This is a genomic window from Halomonas sp. ISL-56, assembly GCF_018612805.1.
In the GTDB taxonomy this organism is placed as follows: domain Bacteria; phylum Pseudomonadota; class Gammaproteobacteria; order Pseudomonadales; family Halomonadaceae; genus Vreelandella.
This window is the reverse complement of the sequence record NZ_JAGGRO010000015.1, coordinates 219,186-235,460: the sequence shown is the minus strand read 5'-3', so window position 1 is coordinate 235,460 and position 16,275 is coordinate 219,186. Positions and strand designations below refer to the sequence as shown.

The window sequence follows — 16,275 nt, the reverse complement described above, 5'->3', positions numbered from 1 at the left end:
CATCATGACATCTATAAAAGGGTTCTTCCGCGGCAGAACGAAAATCCAACCAATCTGGGTGTTCGTTATCGCTATCTTTATTTTCTTCAGCTTTATGTCGGAGTACTTCCTGTCGTTTGGCAACATCAGCAACATTCTGGTGCAAACCTCAACCATTGGCCTGATCGCGCTTGGCATGACCTTTGTAATGATCAACGGCAACATTGATTTGTCGGTAGGTGCGATATTGGGTCTTGCTGCCTCCCTGGCGGTCGGCTTGCAAGAAATTAGCATGCCGCTGGCCATTCTAGCGGCGTTGGGATCAGGTGTTTTACTAGGTGCCCTCAATGGTTTTGTGGTTTGGAAAACCGGTGTTAATGCCTTCATCGTGACGCTAGGCGCCATGCTGGGGGTGCGCGGATTGATCTTCCTTTATACCGGTGAGCAGTCCTTCTATGCCATGAACTTTGCATTTGCCGATTTTGGCACCAGTACCATTGGGCCACTCCCCGTTTTAGCCATCATCTTTCTGATTTGCACATTGATCATGCATCTAGTGCTGACGCGAACGGGTCATGGTCGTAATACCTTCGCGGTAGGGGGCAACCCGGAAGCCTCCATTGATGCAGGGATTCGCCTTGGTCGCCACATGATGATCAATTTCATTATCGTTGGCTTCTTCGCCGCTCTGGCAGGTGTGCTGCTAGCTAGCCAAATGGGCGCTGCAACGCCCAATCTGGGACGTGATTACGAACTTTGGGTGATTACGGCCGTGGTGCTAGGCGGTACTAAGTTGACCGGTGGCTACGGAAGCATCGTCGGCACCCTCGGGGGCGTGTTGGCTATCGGCATTCTGCGCAACGGTATGAACCTGATGCAGGTGCCTGCTTTCTACGTGCTGGTTATTCTCGGCGCGATCCTTATTTCAGTACTGATCATTGATAAGAAACTCAATGCGCCCTCGACCAAGGAGGTGCGGATATGAATCCCTCCCCAAGTAAATCACGTCAGCCAATTGATGCAGCACCGATACTGGAACTCAAAGGAATCACTAAACGATTTCCCGGAGTGGTCGCGCTAAACAATGTTGATTTTGATGTTAGGCCCGGCGAAGTGCACGCCCTGCTAGGCGAGAACGGTGCTGGCAAATCAACCTTGATGAAAGTATTGGCCGGTAAGCATCAGGCCAATGAAGGCAAAATTATTCTCGGTGGTGAAGAGATGGCCTTCGAAAACCCCAAGCACGCCAAGCGGGCAGGGGTCGTGCTGATTCACCAGGAGCAATCATTAGTTTCCGAGATGACGGTAGCCGAAAACATCTTTCTGGGCAGCTTGCCAAGGAAGCCGTTCAACCGCGTTGACTGGCGTAAGTTACGCGAGGATACCAATAAGATCCTTGAGCGGCTCAAGTGTGGTTTTCAGCACGATGACCTGGTGGGTTCGCTGTCGATTGCCAAGAAACAGATGGTGGAAATTGGCCGCGCACTGGCTTTTACGCCGCAGGTAGTCATTTTCGATGAACCCACAGCGTCGCTTACCGACCATGAAAAGCCGGTGCTTTATGACGTGATCAATTCACTGTGTGATCAAGGCGTAGGGATTGTTTATATCTCCCACCGCATGGACGAGATTTTTCATCTTTCACACCGTATTTCCGTGCTGCGAGACGGTGAGTACACCGGAACTGTTAATACGGCAGATACCAACGAGGATGAGATTACTCGGATGATGATCGGTCGCAGTTTGACGCTTGATCATGCCAGCAAACCCAATGAGTTCGGCCACAACATGCTGGAGGTGCGCAATCTCTCGGTGAAGCGAGTATTTGAGGACGTCAGTTTTCATGTCCGTAAAGGTGAGATTGTCGGCATGTACGGCCTCGTAGGCGCAGGGCGATCGGAGGTGGCAGAAACCATCTTTGGTTTACGCACGCCTTCTGCTGGCGAGGTGGTGTTGGATGGCGAGATAGTGAAGTTCCGTAACTCTCATGATGCCGTCGTTAGTGGTGTTGCTCTAGTGCCGGAAGATCGCAAGGATCAAGGGCTGATTTTGGGCATGAACTGTCGTGACAACATGACGCTGGCAAGTCTTACGAGCGTGTCGTCATTGGGTTTTATGACGAGTTCGAAAGAGCGCGAAGTTTACGATAAGTATCAGCAAGCAATGAAAATCAAAACGCCCAGCTGGCGTCAAAAGGTAGGCAATCTAAGCGGCGGGAATCAGCAGAAGATCGTCATCGGTAAGTGGCTGCATACGCACCCTAAATTACTCATTCTCGATGAACCTACCCGAGGCATTGATGTGGGTTCCAAGTCGGAAATTCACACCCTGGTTAAAGACCTAGCCAAATCTGGCTATGCGGTGTTGGTGATCTCATCAGAGATGCCGGAAGTCCTTGGCCTAAGTAACCGTATTATCGCTATGTATGACGGCCGCGTTACCGCTGAGTTTGATGGTGATAACGTCAGTGAGGATGAGCTAGTACAAGCGATTACCGGAATGGGTAAGCAGGCACAGGCGAGCTAACTCGTCTGTTGCGACTGATGCGCTCCGCTCCTCTCCACAGGAAGGAGCGCATACAGACCACTTCAAACGTATAAGGAATGTTCTATGCAACCCTTTGTTTATGATGGCCTGCCATCCCGCGTGGTGTTTGGCCGAGGAACACTGTCTCGCCTAAGTGAAGAGCTTGAGCGACTTGGCTGTTCGCGCGCCCTGGTATTAGCAACGCCCCAGCAGCACGAGCAGGCAAGTCGCGTACTGGAGCAACTGGGTGAGAAGGGCGTTGGTGTTTATGCTGACGCTGCCATGCATACGCCGGTCGGGGTCACCGACAGTGCCTTGCAGGTGGTGAAAGAGCTTAACGTGGACTGCACAGTGGCCATTGGTGGCGGATCGACCATTGGCTTGGGTAAAGCGATTGCTCTGCGCACAGGGCTGCCTCAGATCGCTATTCCCACCACCTATGCGGGTTCAGAGATGACGCCGATCCTGGGTGAAACACGTGATGGTATGAAGACCACTCAGCGCACCTTGGATGTCCTGCCGGAAACGGTGATTTATGACGTTGATCTTACCTTAACGCTACCCGCTTTGATGTCGGGCACCAGTGGTATAAACGCGATTGCCCATGCGGTTGAGGCGCTATATGCCCGTGACTGCAATCCGGTGATTGCACTAATGGCGGAAGAAGGCATTGCCGCGCTGGCGAGAAGCCTGCCCGTGATTGCCAGCGACCTGACCAATGCTGAAGCTCGCTCTGATGCGCTTTACGGTGCTTGGTTATGTGGCACCTGCCTAGGCTCGGTGGGCATGTCGTTGCACCACAAGCTTTGCCATACCTTGGGCGGTTCCTTCAATTTGCCCCATGCGGAAACGCACACCATAGTGCTGCCTCATGCGCTGGCTTATAACGCGCCTGCGGTGCCTGATGCGCTGACCCGTATCTGTCGTGCGCTAGGCTGTGACGATGCGGCCGCTGGCCTTTACGACCTGGGGCGCTCTGTTGGTGCACCCAGCGCGCTCTCCGAATTAGGGTTCAGCATCGAAGACGTTGAACGGGCCACTGAGATTGCTACCCGCAACCCTTATTGGAACCCACGAGAAGTCGAAACCGATGGGATCCGTCGCTTGCTAAGTGATGCCCAGTCAGGTCATCGACCGCAGGCGAACGGTGGGGGTGAGCAATGAATACACTGTTTATTAACGCCACCATTGTCACCATGGACCCGCAGTTGGGTGAGCTGAGCGATGGCCAAGTACTGGTTGAGGATGATCGTATTGCCGCGGTGGGGAATGACCTGGCCGCTGACCCCAAAGCGCAAAACGCCGAGGTGATTGACTGCGGCGGCGGCATTCTTATTCCCGGGTTGGTTAATGCCCATATGCATACTTGGCAGACTGGCCTGCGCGGCGTTGCCGCCAACTGGACACTGTTGGAGTATTTTCGCCACGTGCACCGGGGGCTTGCGGCGCTCTTCACGCCTGATGATATCTACATTGCCACCCGCATGGGGGCGATTAATCAGCTTAACTGCGGTACCACAACGCTGGGTGACTGGTGCCACAACAATCCCACCCCTGCGCATACTGACGCGGCGGTAAGAGGATTAAAGGAATCAGGTATACGTGCGCTGTTTATGCACGGCTCGCCCAAACCCGATCCAAAGCCTGGCCAGCCGCACTTTAGTGAAATTCCCCACCCACGCCATGAAATCGAACGCTTATTGAGCGATGAATTAGCCGACCCGGAAGGGCTGGTCACGTTAGGGATGGCCATTCTTGGCCCTCACTACTCGACCCTGAATGTAACCCTGCAGGACTTTGCTCTGGCTAAAGAGTTTGGCTTAGTTGCCTCAATGCATCAGGGCGGCGGAGAGGCAGTGGCACCTGGTACCTGGGACGAAGTGGAAGCGCGTGGTTTGCTTGGCCCAGACATTAACATTGTGCACGGCCAAAGCCTGGATGATGGCCAGATGTCGCGGTTCTGCGCTAGTGGCGTAACGTTCTCGATTGCTCCGGAAAATGAGATGACCCAAGGTCACGGCTTTCCGGTGACTGGGCTAGTTCGGCAACACGGCGGCGTGGTGTCCTTGGGAGTTGATCTTGAGTCTGTGTTGTCGGGCGATATGTTTTGTGTGGCGCGCATGGCGCTGGGTATGCAGCGATCGCTTGATAACGATATCTCGCGCCGTGAGCAAGGCAAGATTCCTGATACTTCAACGATTACGACCCGAGAAGCGCTGGGCTGGATCACGCTGGATGGGGCAAAGGCGCTCGGCCTTGACGACCGCATTGGCAGTTTAACCCCGGGCAAGCAGGCCGACCTGGTACTGCTGGATAGTAATCAACTCAATATGCAGCCGGTTAACGACCCTGTTTCTACGGTCGTTATGCAAACAAGCCTTGCCAACGTCGACAGTGTGATGGTGGCAGGGCAGTTCAAAAAACGCGGCGGACGTCTGTTGATGGAGACCAAACAGGGTATCGCTGAACTTGCCAAATCTGGCCACCGTATTCACGCCGAGCTGCTGGCGCGTGAAGCGCAATCGACACAGGAGGCAACCTCATGACGACCGTTTCCACAACGTCCCCTTCGCCCTCTAAGGTAGCTTGGGTAGGCTTGGGTAAGCTGGGCTTACCCATGGCCGCCAGGATTATTCAGGCAGGGACTGCCGTTCAGGGGTTTGATCTTTCGGCTGAACGCCTCGCGCTCGCTGCAGAGATGGGGATTACCCCTCATCAATCGCTTGCCAGTGCCGTGGCGGATTGTGACCTGGTGTTTGTCTCTATTCCCGATGACCGTGCCTTGATCAGCCTGTGCTTAACGACAGGTGATCTGGTTCGCCACATGGTGCCCGGCAGTATTTTGATCGAGACAAGCACGGTAAGTGTTGAAGCCTCTTCACGAGTGGCCGAAGCGGCGAAGACCCATGGCATTGTCTATTTGCGTAGCCCTGTGTCAGGGAATCCGGTAGCGGCAGAGGCCGGTACACTGTCGGCGATGGTGTCCGGCCCACGCGAAGCATTGGCAACGGCTAAGCCTGTATTTGATGCTTTTACCAAAGCGCAGTACTGGTTGGGCGAGGAAGAGCAGGCACGGGTGGCCAAGCTGGCGATTAACCTAATGATTGCCGTGAGTGCCGGGATGATGAGTGAAGCCCTGACCCTAGCGCGCAAAGGCAATATTGAATGGGAGGCAATGTTGGAGCTGATCTCTGACAGTGCGGTGGGTTCGCCCATGGTGAAGTACAAGGTACCGCCACTATTAGAGCGCGACTTTACCTCAACGTTTTCGGCTGCCCAAATGGCCAAAGACCTTGATCTGATACTTGATTGCGCCCACGGCTCAGGGGTTGCAACGCCGCTGGCAGCACAGATGCGCGAAGCCTATACCGCGCTCATCGCCACAGGGCATGGTGATGATGATTATATTGCCACCGTACACCATACAGAGCGTCTTTCAGGGCTGGGTGAACCTACGCCAGCAAAGCATGGAGGGCAATAAGATGCGTAACTTAACAGCCGACAATATTACCGCAGCGGTAATCGATGAGTTTTCCAGCTGTGATGATCAACGGCTTAAAACGCTGCTTAATGGCTTGGTTAAACACCTGCACGCCTACCTGCGTGAGGTGGAGCCTACTGAGCAAGAGTGGACCCAGGCGATTGAGTTTCTGACCCGTGCGGGGCAAATGTGCGATGACGAACGCCAGGAGTTCATCCTGCTGTCTGACACCCTTGGCGTGACGATGCTGGTCGATGCGATTAACCACTCGAGCAGTGATCCTAACATTACCGAAAGCACTGTGTTGGGGCCTTTTTACGTGGCTGACCCTCCCCAGGCGAACCAAGGTGATGCCATAAATTGGGGCGTTGAAGGTGAGCCCCTATTCGTCGAGGGCAACGTGCACGATGCTCAGGGTAAACCATTGGCGAATGTCACTATTGATGTGTGGCATTCCGACAGTGAAGGCTTTTATGACGTTCAAAAGCCTGAGCTGGAAAACGCCTCATTACGCGCGCGCTTTCATACTGACGATCAAGGCCACTATGCCTTCTGGACAGTGACTCCCTCACCTTATCCGATCCCTACGGACGGTCCAGTCGGCAAAATGCTCGAAATCACCGGGCGTCACCCTTATCGCCCCGCCCATGTGCATTTCATGTTGATGGCATCTGGGTATGAAACCTTGGTTACCCAAATCTTCGCGGAAGACGATCCCTACCTCGACTCTGATGCGGTATTTGGCGTGAAAGATTCCTTGGTCAAGGCGTTTGCTCAGCAACCAGCGGGGCAGGCACCCGATGGCCGGCAGATGGAAACGCCTTACCGCTACTTTCATTACGACTTCGGCTTAAAAACGGCCTAAGCGTCTCACCTGAACGTCTGGCTCTCACTGAGCTGGTTAAACCCAAAGAGGAAATGACATGACAACGATTGATCAAACAGCGATTGCAACACTGTTTACTGAAGCACGTACCCACAACGTTTGGCAGGATCGTGAGGTGAGCGAGGAAACACTGCGCGAGTTGTATAACGTGATGCATTTCGGCCCCACGTCCATGAATTGCCAGCCGTCGCGGATTATTTTTCTGACCACCGATGCTGCAAAAGAGCGCCTGAAGCCAGCGCTGTTACCGGGCAACCAGGAGAAAACCATGAAAGCCCCGGTGGTGGCTGTGATTGGTTTTGATACCGAGTTTTATGAGCACTTGCCGCGCATGTTTGCCCATAACAAGGATGCCAAGTCGTTGTTCGAAGGTAAGCCAGATTTCATCCACTCCACGGCGTTCCGCAATAGCTCCATTCAAGGGGGCTACCTTATTTTGGCGGCGCGTGCGCTAGGGCTGGATGCAGGCCCCATGTCAGGTTTCAATAACGCGGCCGTGGATGAAGAATTCTTCCCAGATGGCAAAGTGAAGAGCAATTTCCTGTGTAATTTAGGCTATGGCGATGCTAGCGCGTTGTTCCCACGTGGCGACCGCTTCTCCTTCGATGAAGTGTGCAAAGTGCTGTAAAAAGTACTGTAAAAAGTACTGTAAAAAAGCGATGTAAAAATGCTTTAAAAAGCATCGCTTACACATGCTTGTTTAGCTAATGAAAGGGGCCGTGACTGTCATGGCCCCTTTTTTGCCCGTAACGAGAGAAGCCGCGGCTCTCTATTGAGGCTTTCGAATGGTTATTGACTGGGTGTTCGTGGCGTTAATGATTATTGCGGTGCTGCTCACTGGTATTTCCAAGTCGGGATTTGCCGGTGGGGTGGGGGTGGTGGCTGTGCCGCTAATATCGCTAAAGGCGAGCCCGACCTTTGCGGTAGCGGTGATGCTCCCGCTATTGATTGTGATGGATGTGTTTAGTCTAAAGGCGTGGTGGCGGCAGCGGGTTGATCGTTTATTGTGGCTTATGTTTCCACCTGCGGTGCTGGGTGTGGCGATAGGCTATTTCACCTATGGCTGGTTTGACGAAGCGCTTTTGAAACTATTGCTAGGTGTTTTTTCGGTGCTGTTCGGTCTGTGGGGGTTGTTCAAACCGCTGCGCGGAAAGCGGCTGCCTGGTTGGGTGGGGCGCCTGTGTGGTGGAGTGGCAGGGTTCACCAGTTTTATTGCCCATGCTGGCGGCCCTCCGCTTAACTTTTACTTACTACAATGCCAATTAACCAAGCAGCAATTTTTGGGGACGGCAGTCGTCTTTCTAGCGATTACCAACTTGGTGAAGCTGGTTCCCTATACCCTGCTGGGCTTGGTGAATATCGATAACCTGACGATAGCACTGCTGCTGATGCCTGTTGCGTGGTTGGGGGTTCAGTTGGGACTGGTTATTCAGAAGCGCATCGATGGTGAGCTGTTTTTCCGAGTGATCCTGTGTTTACTGATTTTGCTGGGTATTCGGCTAATTATGGACGGTATAAGCTGATTGTTAGCATTATGGCTATGTGATGTTTTGGAGTCGTCATGAGAGACGGTCACGTTGAGATCAATGAGGCTAAACCAGAAGGCCCTTACGATAAGCTGTCGCAGATGCCTGCCTCAAAAATTTCTAACACCGAATTTGCTCGATTCATTGATTTTATTGAAAAATTTGAAGACGAAACTGAAAGCACGCTTTCCATGTCGCTGGGCTATCGTGAGATGCGCATGTTGCTGCACGTCATGCGCAATCATCTTGCGGGAAGGTTAACTACCCCAACATCATTGGCAGATGCGTCTGGCCTTACCTATGGCACGGCCAAGCGTGGCATCGATAGTATTATGCAGCGCGGTCTACTGATCTCACGCCCGCGCACTAAGTCGGGTAAAACGGTTTCGTTACATCCATCTGCTGAAATGATTCAAGAGTGGGAAAGCTATGCTGAGCGAATTAAAGGACTCCTCGGGCCATTGTTCGGAATAGACCCGGCATCCGTCACCGCCAGTAAGATATTTCTTGGCACCTCATCAACAGAACGAGTGATATCGACCCCAGCAGTGCTGTCTGCGCGACTAGAGCTGAAGGGCGGGTTACGTGTACTAGCGCATGCTGACCCCACGTTCATGGCCATGCACAACCTGAAGCGTCAGTTGGAATCGATTTTTGGGCTGGAAATTCGTAACAAGGCAAAATCCATCGATAATTTGCTAGATGAGATTTTAGACAATGCCCGTTTGGCTAAGTCGCGGTATGACGTCGTGGCCTGTGACCTACCTTGGTTTGGTGAGCTAGCGGCCAGTGGAGTGCTTATGCCACTCGACGCGTTAATCCAACGCGATGATTATGATTTCTCTGATTTCCACCCTATGGCTATTCAGAGCTCCAGACATGCAGGCAGCCAGTACGGTATTCCTGTTCAAACAACCCCCGAATTGCTTTGTTATCGCCAGGATATTTTCGAAGCAGCACAGTTGACGCCTCCCACCACAACGGAAGCACTGGTTAAAGTGGCTAGGCAGTTACATGACCCCGCCAAAGGACGTTACGGTATCGCCTGGAATGCGGCGAGAGGGACACCCCTTGGGCACACCTTTAGTTTTTTAATGGCGAAGTTCGGCCAGCCGCTGCTTAATCTACCCATATGTCAGGGCGGTTACGACTTTCAGCAAGCCTCGGGCGAGCAACTACGGCCTATGTTTGACTCAGATGCCGCTTATCGGGCCTGCGAATATATGCTGGATATTTTGAAATATTCGCCGCCAAATATTCTTACAATGTCCTGGTACGAGCGGGCCAAGTCGTATGCTTCTGGAGAAGTCAGTATGGCCTATTGCTATACACTTTTGGCGCCTCTGTTTGAGTTGGATAGGCAATCACCGGCGTATGGCAACACTGGCTACTTACCCCATCCGATTGGTAACCACGGTCGCGCGATAACACCTATAGGCGGGTATGCCCTGGCCATTCCGGCTAACTTGGCACCAGAGCGAGTAGAGGCAGTTTGGACAGCGCTCAAGCACCTGACCTCTGCCAACATGTCCAAACTTTATATTATGAACGGCAGCCTGGTAACGCCTCGTTTTAGTGTCAGCCAGGATCCCGAAGTTTCTGCATTATCGCCGCTGATTAAAATCGTCAACGATATGGCAAAAAAAGATATTTTACAGGCTTGGCCACGCCCGCCTGTGCCTGGGATTACGGACATTATAAGCATTGCGGGGAATGAGATATTCGACGTTCTGGATGGAAGGCGCTCAATTAAAAAAGCGCTTTCTATTGCTCAACAGAGGGCCGACAAAGTGATGCGCGAGAGGGGGCATTATTGATGAAGTGTAACCCCACACCTGAGAGACAGGCATGGGGGGCTGACTTACTGCATTATCATACCGCCATCAATCATAAGCAGCTGTCCTGTCATGTAATCTGATTCTTGGCTTGCGAGAAAAGAAGCGGTGCCGACCACGTCTTCAGGGTAGGAATAACGCTTCATTAGAATCATTTTCTCAGCAAGTTCATCCATCGACTGTCCCTGCTTATCGAATTTGCCGATACTGACCAAGTCTTTATCGAGTTGCTCCCACAGTTCGGTGCGTACTACGCCAGGGCCATAGCCATTGACGGTAATATTGTGATCCACCAGGGCCTTGGCACCGCCGTTAATCATGGCCAGCACGGCGTGCTTGCTACATGAGTAAGGGACAACGTCGTCAAACGCCTGACGGGATAGAATTGAGCCTACGTTTATGATTTTGTAAGGCCCGTTATCTTTACCCTGACTGATCATTTGTTTAGCGGCTTCCTGCATGCCGAGCAAACAGCCAAGCGCATTAACATTCATTATCTGGTGCCAGTTTTCCTCAGTGATATCAAGGAACATCAAGGGCTTGTTGATGCCCGCATTGTTGACCATTACGTTCAAGCTGCCAAAGGCATCCGCTGTAGCTTTTACTGCAGCAGTTACCTCGGCACGATCCGTAACGTTGAGTTTGACCGCAATGGCATCACCACCCTTGGCTTTAATGCGTGCGGCGACTTCTTCGCACCCTTCAATGTTGATATCCGCTACGCAAACTTTTGCCCCTTGGGCCGCATAGTGTTCGGCTACGGCGGCACCCATACCGCGTGCAGCGCCAGTAATTAAGCAGTTTTTACCGCTGAGTCGAGTGTTGTCCATGAGGTTGCCTTGTAAGTCTTGTTGTGAGTATCTCCACGTCACCCTAGATAAATAGTCTTCCTTGTTGGGTGGCTGAAGTCTGCGTTAACAAGGGAATCTGTCATTATTAGGTATCGCGATTGGCAGATTTTGTTACCTTGTGTGGACATATTCTCGGGATGTGATACCGGCAATGACAGGTTGGTCAGTCGTTAATATGACCAGATTGGACTTTTCTAATGGCGTTGCGTTATGGGAAGGGATGTTTTTGGGGTTTAATGTCTTCTTAGTTGTAGTTCAAACAATAGCGTTTTGGATTACTAAATGATGCAGGCTCTTAGCACGTTCTTATAAATGGATCTGATGCTAAAAGGTTTAACCTATTTATACTCAATAAAAACAAGGAGAAGCGTCCATGTCTAAGCCCTGTATTATCTGTGTAGCCATCACTGGCAGTCTGCCACGCAAAGAAGATAACGCTGCAGTACCAATCACTATTGATGAACAGGTTGAAAGCACTCAAGCGGCGTTTGAAGCCGGTGCCAGTATTGCTCATTGTCATGTGCGTAACGATGATCAAACGCCCTCGTCCGATCCAGAGAAGTTTGAACGTCTTATGGAAGGTCTTAAGAAGCATTGTCCTGGCATGATTATTCAGTTTTCCACCGGCGGGCGCTCTGGTGCAGGTGAGGCTCGCGGTAGTATGTTGTCGCTTAAACCCGATATGGCCAGCCTTTCGGTAGGCTCTAATAACTTTCCAAACCGAGTTTATGAAAACCCACCTCAGTTGGTGGAATGGCTTGCCGCTGAGATGCTCAAGTACGATATTAAACCCGAAATTGAGGCATTTGATCTATCGCACATCCATCAGGCGGTCTCCCTCTCTAACCAAGGAAAACTCAAATCACCGCTTTACGTGCAGTTCGTAATGGGCGTGAAAAATTCAATGCCAGCAGACAAGCCAACGTTTGATTTTTATATTGAGACGCTCAAGCGACTGGCGCCGGATGCCCAATGGTGTGGCGCAGGTATTGGTGCAAATCAGTATTTGCTTAACGAGTGGTCGATCGCTGCGGGCGGCCATACACGCACTGGTCTTGAAGATAACGTGCGTCTTGATCGAAATACACTGGCTTCTTCCAATGCCGAGTTGGTAGAGCGAACTGTTGCATTGTGCAGTAAATATCAGCGTCCAGTGGCGACCTGGAAGAAAGCGCGTGAAATTTTGGGGCTTTAAATTACTTAAAGGAAAAGGTAAGCCCTGTGAGATAGCGCATCAGCATTTCACTCTTTCTAAGTGGCTCCATATAAGTTTCCGCGCATTTAATCAACTGCAAATCAATGAGTTATGTACCAGCTGTACTGGTTTATTTTTGCGCAGCCACTTAGAAAGTTGTTACGTATAGTAGGATTTATTCAAAGCAGGGGGCAACAGTTTCTTCAAAGCGCTCTAAAAATCCTGGAGCTTTGCGGTTCTCTATGAAGTAGCCGAACTCTGCAGCGGTAAACTCCCTTTCAACGTTTCCCATCATACATCTGCAGGTATCTGCGGCATCAGAAGGTTCGATAGCGCCATTCTCTTTAAACTCCGCCATACAACCTTGAACAGATTCACTAAACAAGCGCGGCGGCCAGCCTTCACTCTGTTGAGCAATAGCGGCATTTGAGAATATAAGCATGCTGGCAGAAAAAAACAGCGTTAATCGCATAGTCATCATCCTTGCTGAGGAAATTCCACATTCCGATGTCATTGTTATAGTAGCAAGGTTTATTTAGGAAAGGCAATGGAAGTATTAATCATTAGAATGCTGCTAAAACTTGACCATCGCAACCGCAGCTATCCAGCCTGGACTCCGTCTCAAAATCATACTGGCATCTGTAATGGTGTCTTGGTCAAAATAGATTTCCTGCTCAGCGTTGCATCTGACAACGCTGAATGAGGAGGGCACATCAGCTGCTGCCCTCTCGGTGTTATGCTTCCTGAATAGACGAACAACTCAAATTTTGATGTCGTAGTCGACGTACTTATGCATTAGCTCATCATAGGTGCCGTCTTGCTTGATCTCTCTCAGTGCTTCATTGAACTGCTCCGCCAACGCTTCATTGCGAGGGTGGAAGGCTGCCGCGACACCGTGTCCAAAATAGCTTTTGGGCTCGCGGATCAGCGGCGAGCTGGTAACGATTCCACTGCCTTCAGCATTGACTTGGAGGGACGACAGCGCGAGTGGGTAATACATAAAGCCAGCGTCTATGCGACCGGCTCTAACATCTACAGCAAGATCTTCGCCCGTTGCATAACGTCGCACGTCGACAAAATCGCCATAGGTGTCGGTAATGTATTCATCGCGGATGGTGCCACGCTGCACGCCTACCGAAAGACCTTCAAGAGCTTCATGATCCTCAATATCAATCTCTTGGCCTGTCAGTGTCACCCAAACACTAGGGTTGCTGTAGTAGGGTTCGGAGAACAGTACCTGTTCGCGACGTGCATCGGTTATCGCCATGGAGGACATAATAGCGTCGTATTTGCGTGCCAATAAACCGGGGATGATGCCATCCCAGCCTTGCTCCACCCACTCGCACTCGCGTTCGATGCGTCGACACACTTCTTCTCCCAGCTCCACCTCGAAGCCAGTCAGAGTGCCATCTGGTAGGCGATACTCGAAAGGCTCGAAGGGAACGTCCACGGCGAGACGCAGCGGGGTATCGGAGTGGGCTGGAACGGCGAATAGTAGTGATGTAAGCGCAGTTGTTATACCTACTGAGAGACGGGACATATTGCTTTCCTTTTTTCGTTTTTATATGAGGTTTTGGTTAAATTAGCATGCTCCTCGTGGCGGATCTACGGCTGGATGATTCAACGATTGGCGCAGATGATTGTTCTTTGGCCACTTTGCTGGCTTTCATGAATAGTTATCAAACGACGTGGGGGCATGACCATCCTTTGGTTGCGAGTCGCTGCCTTCTTGAAGACGCTCAATGGATGCATTTCCCTGCTTAGCTAGGGTCGCCAGGCGGTTGATCTGCTCATCCAGGCGCGGCAGGGCTTCTTGACGATAGCTTGAGAGATCATCGATGGCCCCCAACACCTCGCTAAACGCTTCTTCAAGCACTTGCATGTCGAGCATTGCGGAGGAGGCTCGTTTCTGAATGTCGACACCTTGCTGGCGTAGCGCCTTGGCGGTACCGCCAATCATTTGCGACGTCGTCGTATTTAGGGCTTCGACGCGATCCAGCACTAGGCGCTGGTTGGCCATTGCCATGGCGACCGTCACTGCCACAGTGAGGGCTGAGACGGTGACGTTGATGGCCCTGTCCACGCCGCGCATCAATTCCCGGTTGTTCCGAATGATCACTTCCAGCGCCAGCACGCCCTGCTGGCTTACCGCCAGCTGTTGCTGGAGATCAACGATGCGCTGTCGAAGCGGAAAGAGTAGTTCTTCCTCAAGAAATTGACGCCGTGGGTCATTGCCGTCACGAGCAGATATCTCGTCGCACAGGCGTTGATCAATCAAGCGACCCAGGGCGATCTGGCGGTTCAGCTCGATCAGGATGTCATTGAGGGCCTTCTGGTCATCACTAAGAGTTAGGTTGTCACGGTGCAGCATGTCGCGACCGCTTTCCAGATCCTCAATGATCGCGTCTAGGGCCTGCTGAGCATTCTCAAACTTGTGGAAATAGCGCTGTAGACGACTATCGATGCCGGGAATGATCGCTAGAATGCGATCCAGCGCGCTTGGCATCAAGCGATGACGGGAAGGGTCGAGCCCTTCCATGCGGCCGCGTAGATCGGTCAGTGCCTTGGCAACTGGCCCGCCTTCGTCGCCTTGGTGGGCCAGCTTGCGCAGTGGCGTTTGCAGCATGGAGCTGCGGTGGGCGGCCTGTTGTTGCAATTCAAGGCCCATCTCGTCCACGGCTCGGCGCTGGCGAATAGCTGATGCCTCGTTACCCTCGGCGAGAATATCTTCGACAAAGCGGTCAGCCATCGCCTCAAGCTCAGGGTCGCCCGAACCGGCTTGGCTGGTCCCTAGCTGGCTGGCGATCTCTTCCACCGGAGGCAGGGAGAGGCGAGGATGGTCATCGGATTGCTGGGCCATAGACAACTCCTGATCTATTAATAATACTCTGTGAATGCCGCGCCTTGTTGTTGGCCGCCGAGTTAATCCTTGCGGGCATAACGATCCGCGCCTTCGACGAATTGGCGCAGATCCTCCAGCGCCTTCTCGGTGGTGACCGAGGCTTGTGGGCGTGCCGTCTCGATGCGCGCCATGGAAACGGCGGTATCATCGAGCACTGTCAGAGCGGATTCGATGCGTGCTGAGAGCTTATTCAGCCTGTGTTCGGTCTCTACCAGCAGATCCAAACGCCGCACCAGGGCGGCGCGTTCTTCATCGCTTAAACGCTTGCTCTCCCGCTCCAGTCGGCCTCGCACGTAATTACCGTCCACGCTAACCACACCACGAGCCTGGGAGGCCATTGTTGTCAGCGTGTCTACCGCGCCAAAACAGACTTGAGTGACCAGGCCTTGCGAGCGCTCGAAGGCCAGCTCGCCAGTGTGGAATCGGTCACCCAGCACATCCAGCACATGGCGGTAGCGACTATAAAGGCGGTCTGTAAGGATGGCCAGATCGGGGCGATGCACGTCGAGCAGGCCTTGTTTGGCCCGACACATGGCCAATACAAGGTCGTTGGCTCCAAGGGGCGGCCTTGCCGGATCCAGCACCGATACACCTGTTTCGTAGGCGTTTCGCTGCTCTTGAGCACGGCGTTGCTGTGCTTCGGTCTCTCTTTGGGCCTCAAGGCGTCGCACGCGGCGACGGGCTAGCCAGCCGCGTAGCGTTCGCTCGACGGGAAGCGCCACAGGAATGGCGACGATGCCTGTCAGCCAGCCAAACAGACTGGGGCTAAAACCACCCCACAGGGAGGTCAGCCACAGCAACATGCTGATGGAGGGTATTACCAGGCAATAGCGGGCGATCACCTGTAGACGACTGGGAGATGACACCGGAAGTGCCAGGCCAGGATTGAATAGGCCGACCAGTAGCCAGGGCAGGCAGGTCATAAACAAGCCATATGAAAACCCCTGCAGGAATCCCAACATAGGTGTCGTTATCCTTCCGTCATGGAACGCAAATAGAAGTGTACAGTAACCCAGGTTGGGGCGCTAAGCCCCCGTCGGGCCGACATTGAACGCTATGAGGGTTATTCATCTGTGGTGTTTTGGAGGTTTAGC

The 16,275-nt window shown here is 52.5% G+C and carries 15 protein-coding genes; 10 read left to right on the top strand and 5 right to left on the bottom strand.

Annotation, left to right across the window (positions count from 1 at the left end; all coding sequences use genetic code 11):
- Positions 1–4 precede the first annotated feature (4 nt).
- From J7J49_RS13520 to J7J49_RS13480, 9 genes are all read left to right on the top strand, one after another.
- Positions 5–964 carry an ABC transporter permease gene (locus J7J49_RS13520; RefSeq protein ID WP_215093263.1) on the top strand — a complete coding sequence of 320 codons (960 nt, stop codon included), beginning with the start codon at positions 5–7 and terminating at the stop codon, positions 962–964.
- On the top strand, positions 961–2,505 hold the full coding sequence (locus tag J7J49_RS13515; RefSeq protein WP_215093261.1) for a sugar ABC transporter ATP-binding protein: 1,545 nt from the start codon (positions 961–963) through the stop codon (positions 2,503–2,505). Before J7J49_RS13520 ends, J7J49_RS13515 begins: the two co-directional genes overlap by 4 nt.
- An 84-nt stretch (positions 2,506–2,589) precedes the next feature.
- Positions 2,590–3,669, top strand: coding sequence for a maleylacetate reductase (locus tag J7J49_RS13510; protein WP_215093259.1), 1,080 nt, complete (start codon positions 2,590–2,592; stop codon positions 3,667–3,669).
- A complete protein-coding gene (locus tag J7J49_RS13505) occupies positions 3,666–5,051 on the top strand; it encodes an amidohydrolase family protein (RefSeq protein WP_215093257.1) in 1,386 nt (461 codons plus the stop codon). The genes J7J49_RS13510 and J7J49_RS13505 overlap by 4 nt, the downstream gene beginning before the upstream one ends.
- Positions 5,048–5,986, top strand: coding sequence for an NAD(P)-dependent oxidoreductase (locus J7J49_RS13500; protein WP_215093255.1), 939 nt, complete (start codon positions 5,048–5,050; stop codon positions 5,984–5,986). The genes J7J49_RS13505 and J7J49_RS13500 overlap by 4 nt, the downstream gene beginning before the upstream one ends.
- A gap of 1 nt (position 5,987) precedes the next feature.
- Positions 5,988–6,851, top strand: a complete 864-nt coding sequence (locus J7J49_RS13495) for an intradiol ring-cleavage dioxygenase (protein ID WP_215093253.1) — start codon at positions 5,988–5,990, stop codon at positions 6,849–6,851.
- A gap of 58 nt (positions 6,852–6,909) precedes the next feature.
- A complete protein-coding gene (locus tag J7J49_RS13490; RefSeq protein WP_215093251.1) occupies positions 6,910–7,500 on the top strand; it encodes a malonic semialdehyde reductase in 591 nt (196 codons plus the stop codon).
- Between the two features lie 157 nt (positions 7,501–7,657).
- On the top strand, positions 7,658–8,395 hold the full coding sequence (locus J7J49_RS13485; RefSeq protein ID WP_215093248.1) for a sulfite exporter TauE/SafE family protein: 738 nt from the start codon (positions 7,658–7,660) through the stop codon (positions 8,393–8,395).
- A gap of 104 nt (positions 8,396–8,499) precedes the next feature.
- On the top strand, positions 8,500–10,215 hold the full coding sequence (locus tag J7J49_RS13480; protein WP_251048296.1) for an ABC transporter substrate-binding protein: 1,716 nt from the start codon (positions 8,500–8,502) through the stop codon (positions 10,213–10,215).
- Positions 10,216–10,259: 44 nt separating this feature from the next.
- Here the strand turns inward: J7J49_RS13480 and J7J49_RS13475 are convergent, their stop codons facing one another.
- Complete coding sequence (locus J7J49_RS13475) at positions 10,260–11,063, bottom strand: SDR family NAD(P)-dependent oxidoreductase (RefSeq protein ID WP_215093244.1); 804 nt, start codon at positions 11,061–11,063, stop codon at positions 10,260–10,262.
- Between the two features lie 394 nt (positions 11,064–11,457).
- Here J7J49_RS13475 and J7J49_RS13470 point away from each other — a divergent pair, with 394 nt between their 5' ends.
- The gene (locus tag J7J49_RS13470) at positions 11,458–12,279 is read left to right on the top strand and encodes a 3-oxoadipate:acetyl-CoA acetyltransferase (protein WP_215093242.1); all 822 of its coding nucleotides are present in this window, start codon (positions 11,458–11,460) and stop codon (positions 12,277–12,279) included.
- Between the two features lie 175 nt (positions 12,280–12,454).
- On the opposite strand, the gene J7J49_RS13465 is transcribed toward J7J49_RS13470, so the two are convergent.
- From J7J49_RS13465 to J7J49_RS13450, 4 genes are all read right to left on the bottom strand, one after another.
- Positions 12,455–12,751, bottom strand: coding sequence for a hypothetical protein (locus J7J49_RS13465; protein ID WP_215093240.1), 297 nt, complete (start codon positions 12,749–12,751; stop codon positions 12,455–12,457).
- 288 nt (positions 12,752–13,039) lie between these two features.
- The gene (locus tag J7J49_RS13460) at positions 13,040–13,819 is read right to left on the bottom strand and encodes a transporter substrate-binding domain-containing protein (RefSeq protein WP_215093238.1); all 780 of its coding nucleotides are present in this window, start codon (positions 13,817–13,819) and stop codon (positions 13,040–13,042) included.
- A 126-nt stretch (positions 13,820–13,945) separates the two neighbouring features.
- Positions 13,946–15,139, bottom strand: a complete 1,194-nt coding sequence (locus J7J49_RS13455; protein ID WP_215093236.1) for a toxic anion resistance protein — start codon at positions 15,137–15,139, stop codon at positions 13,946–13,948.
- Between the two features lie 62 nt (positions 15,140–15,201).
- Positions 15,202–16,143 (bottom strand): cobyrinic acid a,c-diamide synthase, encoded by a 942-nt coding sequence (locus J7J49_RS13450; protein ID WP_215093233.1) that lies wholly within the window; start codon positions 16,141–16,143, stop codon positions 15,202–15,204.
- Positions 16,144–16,275 lie beyond the last annotated feature (132 nt).

Excerpts from the sequence above, each read along its gene's own strand:
- J7J49_RS13520 (WP_215093263.1), top strand. The coding sequence starts at position 5 with ATGACATCTATAAAAGGGTTCTTCCGCGGCAGAACGAAAATCCAACCA.
- J7J49_RS13515 (WP_215093261.1), top strand. The coding sequence starts at position 961 with ATGAATCCCTCCCCAAGTAAATCACGTCAGCCAATTGATGCAGCACCG.
- J7J49_RS13510 (WP_215093259.1), top strand. The coding sequence starts at position 2,590 with ATGCAACCCTTTGTTTATGATGGCCTGCCATCCCGCGTGGTGTTTGGC.
- J7J49_RS13505 (WP_215093257.1), top strand. The coding sequence starts at position 3,666 with ATGAATACACTGTTTATTAACGCCACCATTGTCACCATGGACCCGCAG.
- J7J49_RS13500 (WP_215093255.1), top strand. The coding sequence starts at position 5,048 with ATGACGACCGTTTCCACAACGTCCCCTTCGCCCTCTAAGGTAGCTTGG.
- J7J49_RS13495 (WP_215093253.1), top strand. The coding sequence starts at position 5,988 with ATGCGTAACTTAACAGCCGACAATATTACCGCAGCGGTAATCGATGAG.
- J7J49_RS13490 (WP_215093251.1), top strand. The coding sequence starts at position 6,910 with ATGACAACGATTGATCAAACAGCGATTGCAACACTGTTTACTGAAGCA.
- J7J49_RS13485 (WP_215093248.1), top strand. The coding sequence starts at position 7,658 with ATGGTTATTGACTGGGTGTTCGTGGCGTTAATGATTATTGCGGTGCTG.
- J7J49_RS13480 (WP_251048296.1), top strand. The coding sequence starts at position 8,500 with ATGCCTGCCTCAAAAATTTCTAACACCGAATTTGCTCGATTCATTGAT.
- J7J49_RS13475 (WP_215093244.1), bottom strand. The coding sequence starts at position 11,063 with ATGGACAACACTCGACTCAGCGGTAAAAACTGCTTAATTACTGGCGCT.
- J7J49_RS13470 (WP_215093242.1), top strand. The coding sequence starts at position 11,458 with ATGTCTAAGCCCTGTATTATCTGTGTAGCCATCACTGGCAGTCTGCCA.
- J7J49_RS13465 (WP_215093240.1), bottom strand. The coding sequence starts at position 12,751 with ATGCGATTAACGCTGTTTTTTTCTGCCAGCATGCTTATATTCTCAAAT.
- J7J49_RS13460 (WP_215093238.1), bottom strand. The coding sequence starts at position 13,819 with ATGTCCCGTCTCTCAGTAGGTATAACAACTGCGCTTACATCACTACTA.
- J7J49_RS13455 (WP_215093236.1), bottom strand. The coding sequence starts at position 15,139 with ATGGCCCAGCAATCCGATGACCATCCTCGCCTCTCCCTGCCTCCGGTG.
- J7J49_RS13450 (WP_215093233.1), bottom strand. The coding sequence starts at position 16,143 with ATGTTGGGATTCCTGCAGGGGTTTTCATATGGCTTGTTTATGACCTGC.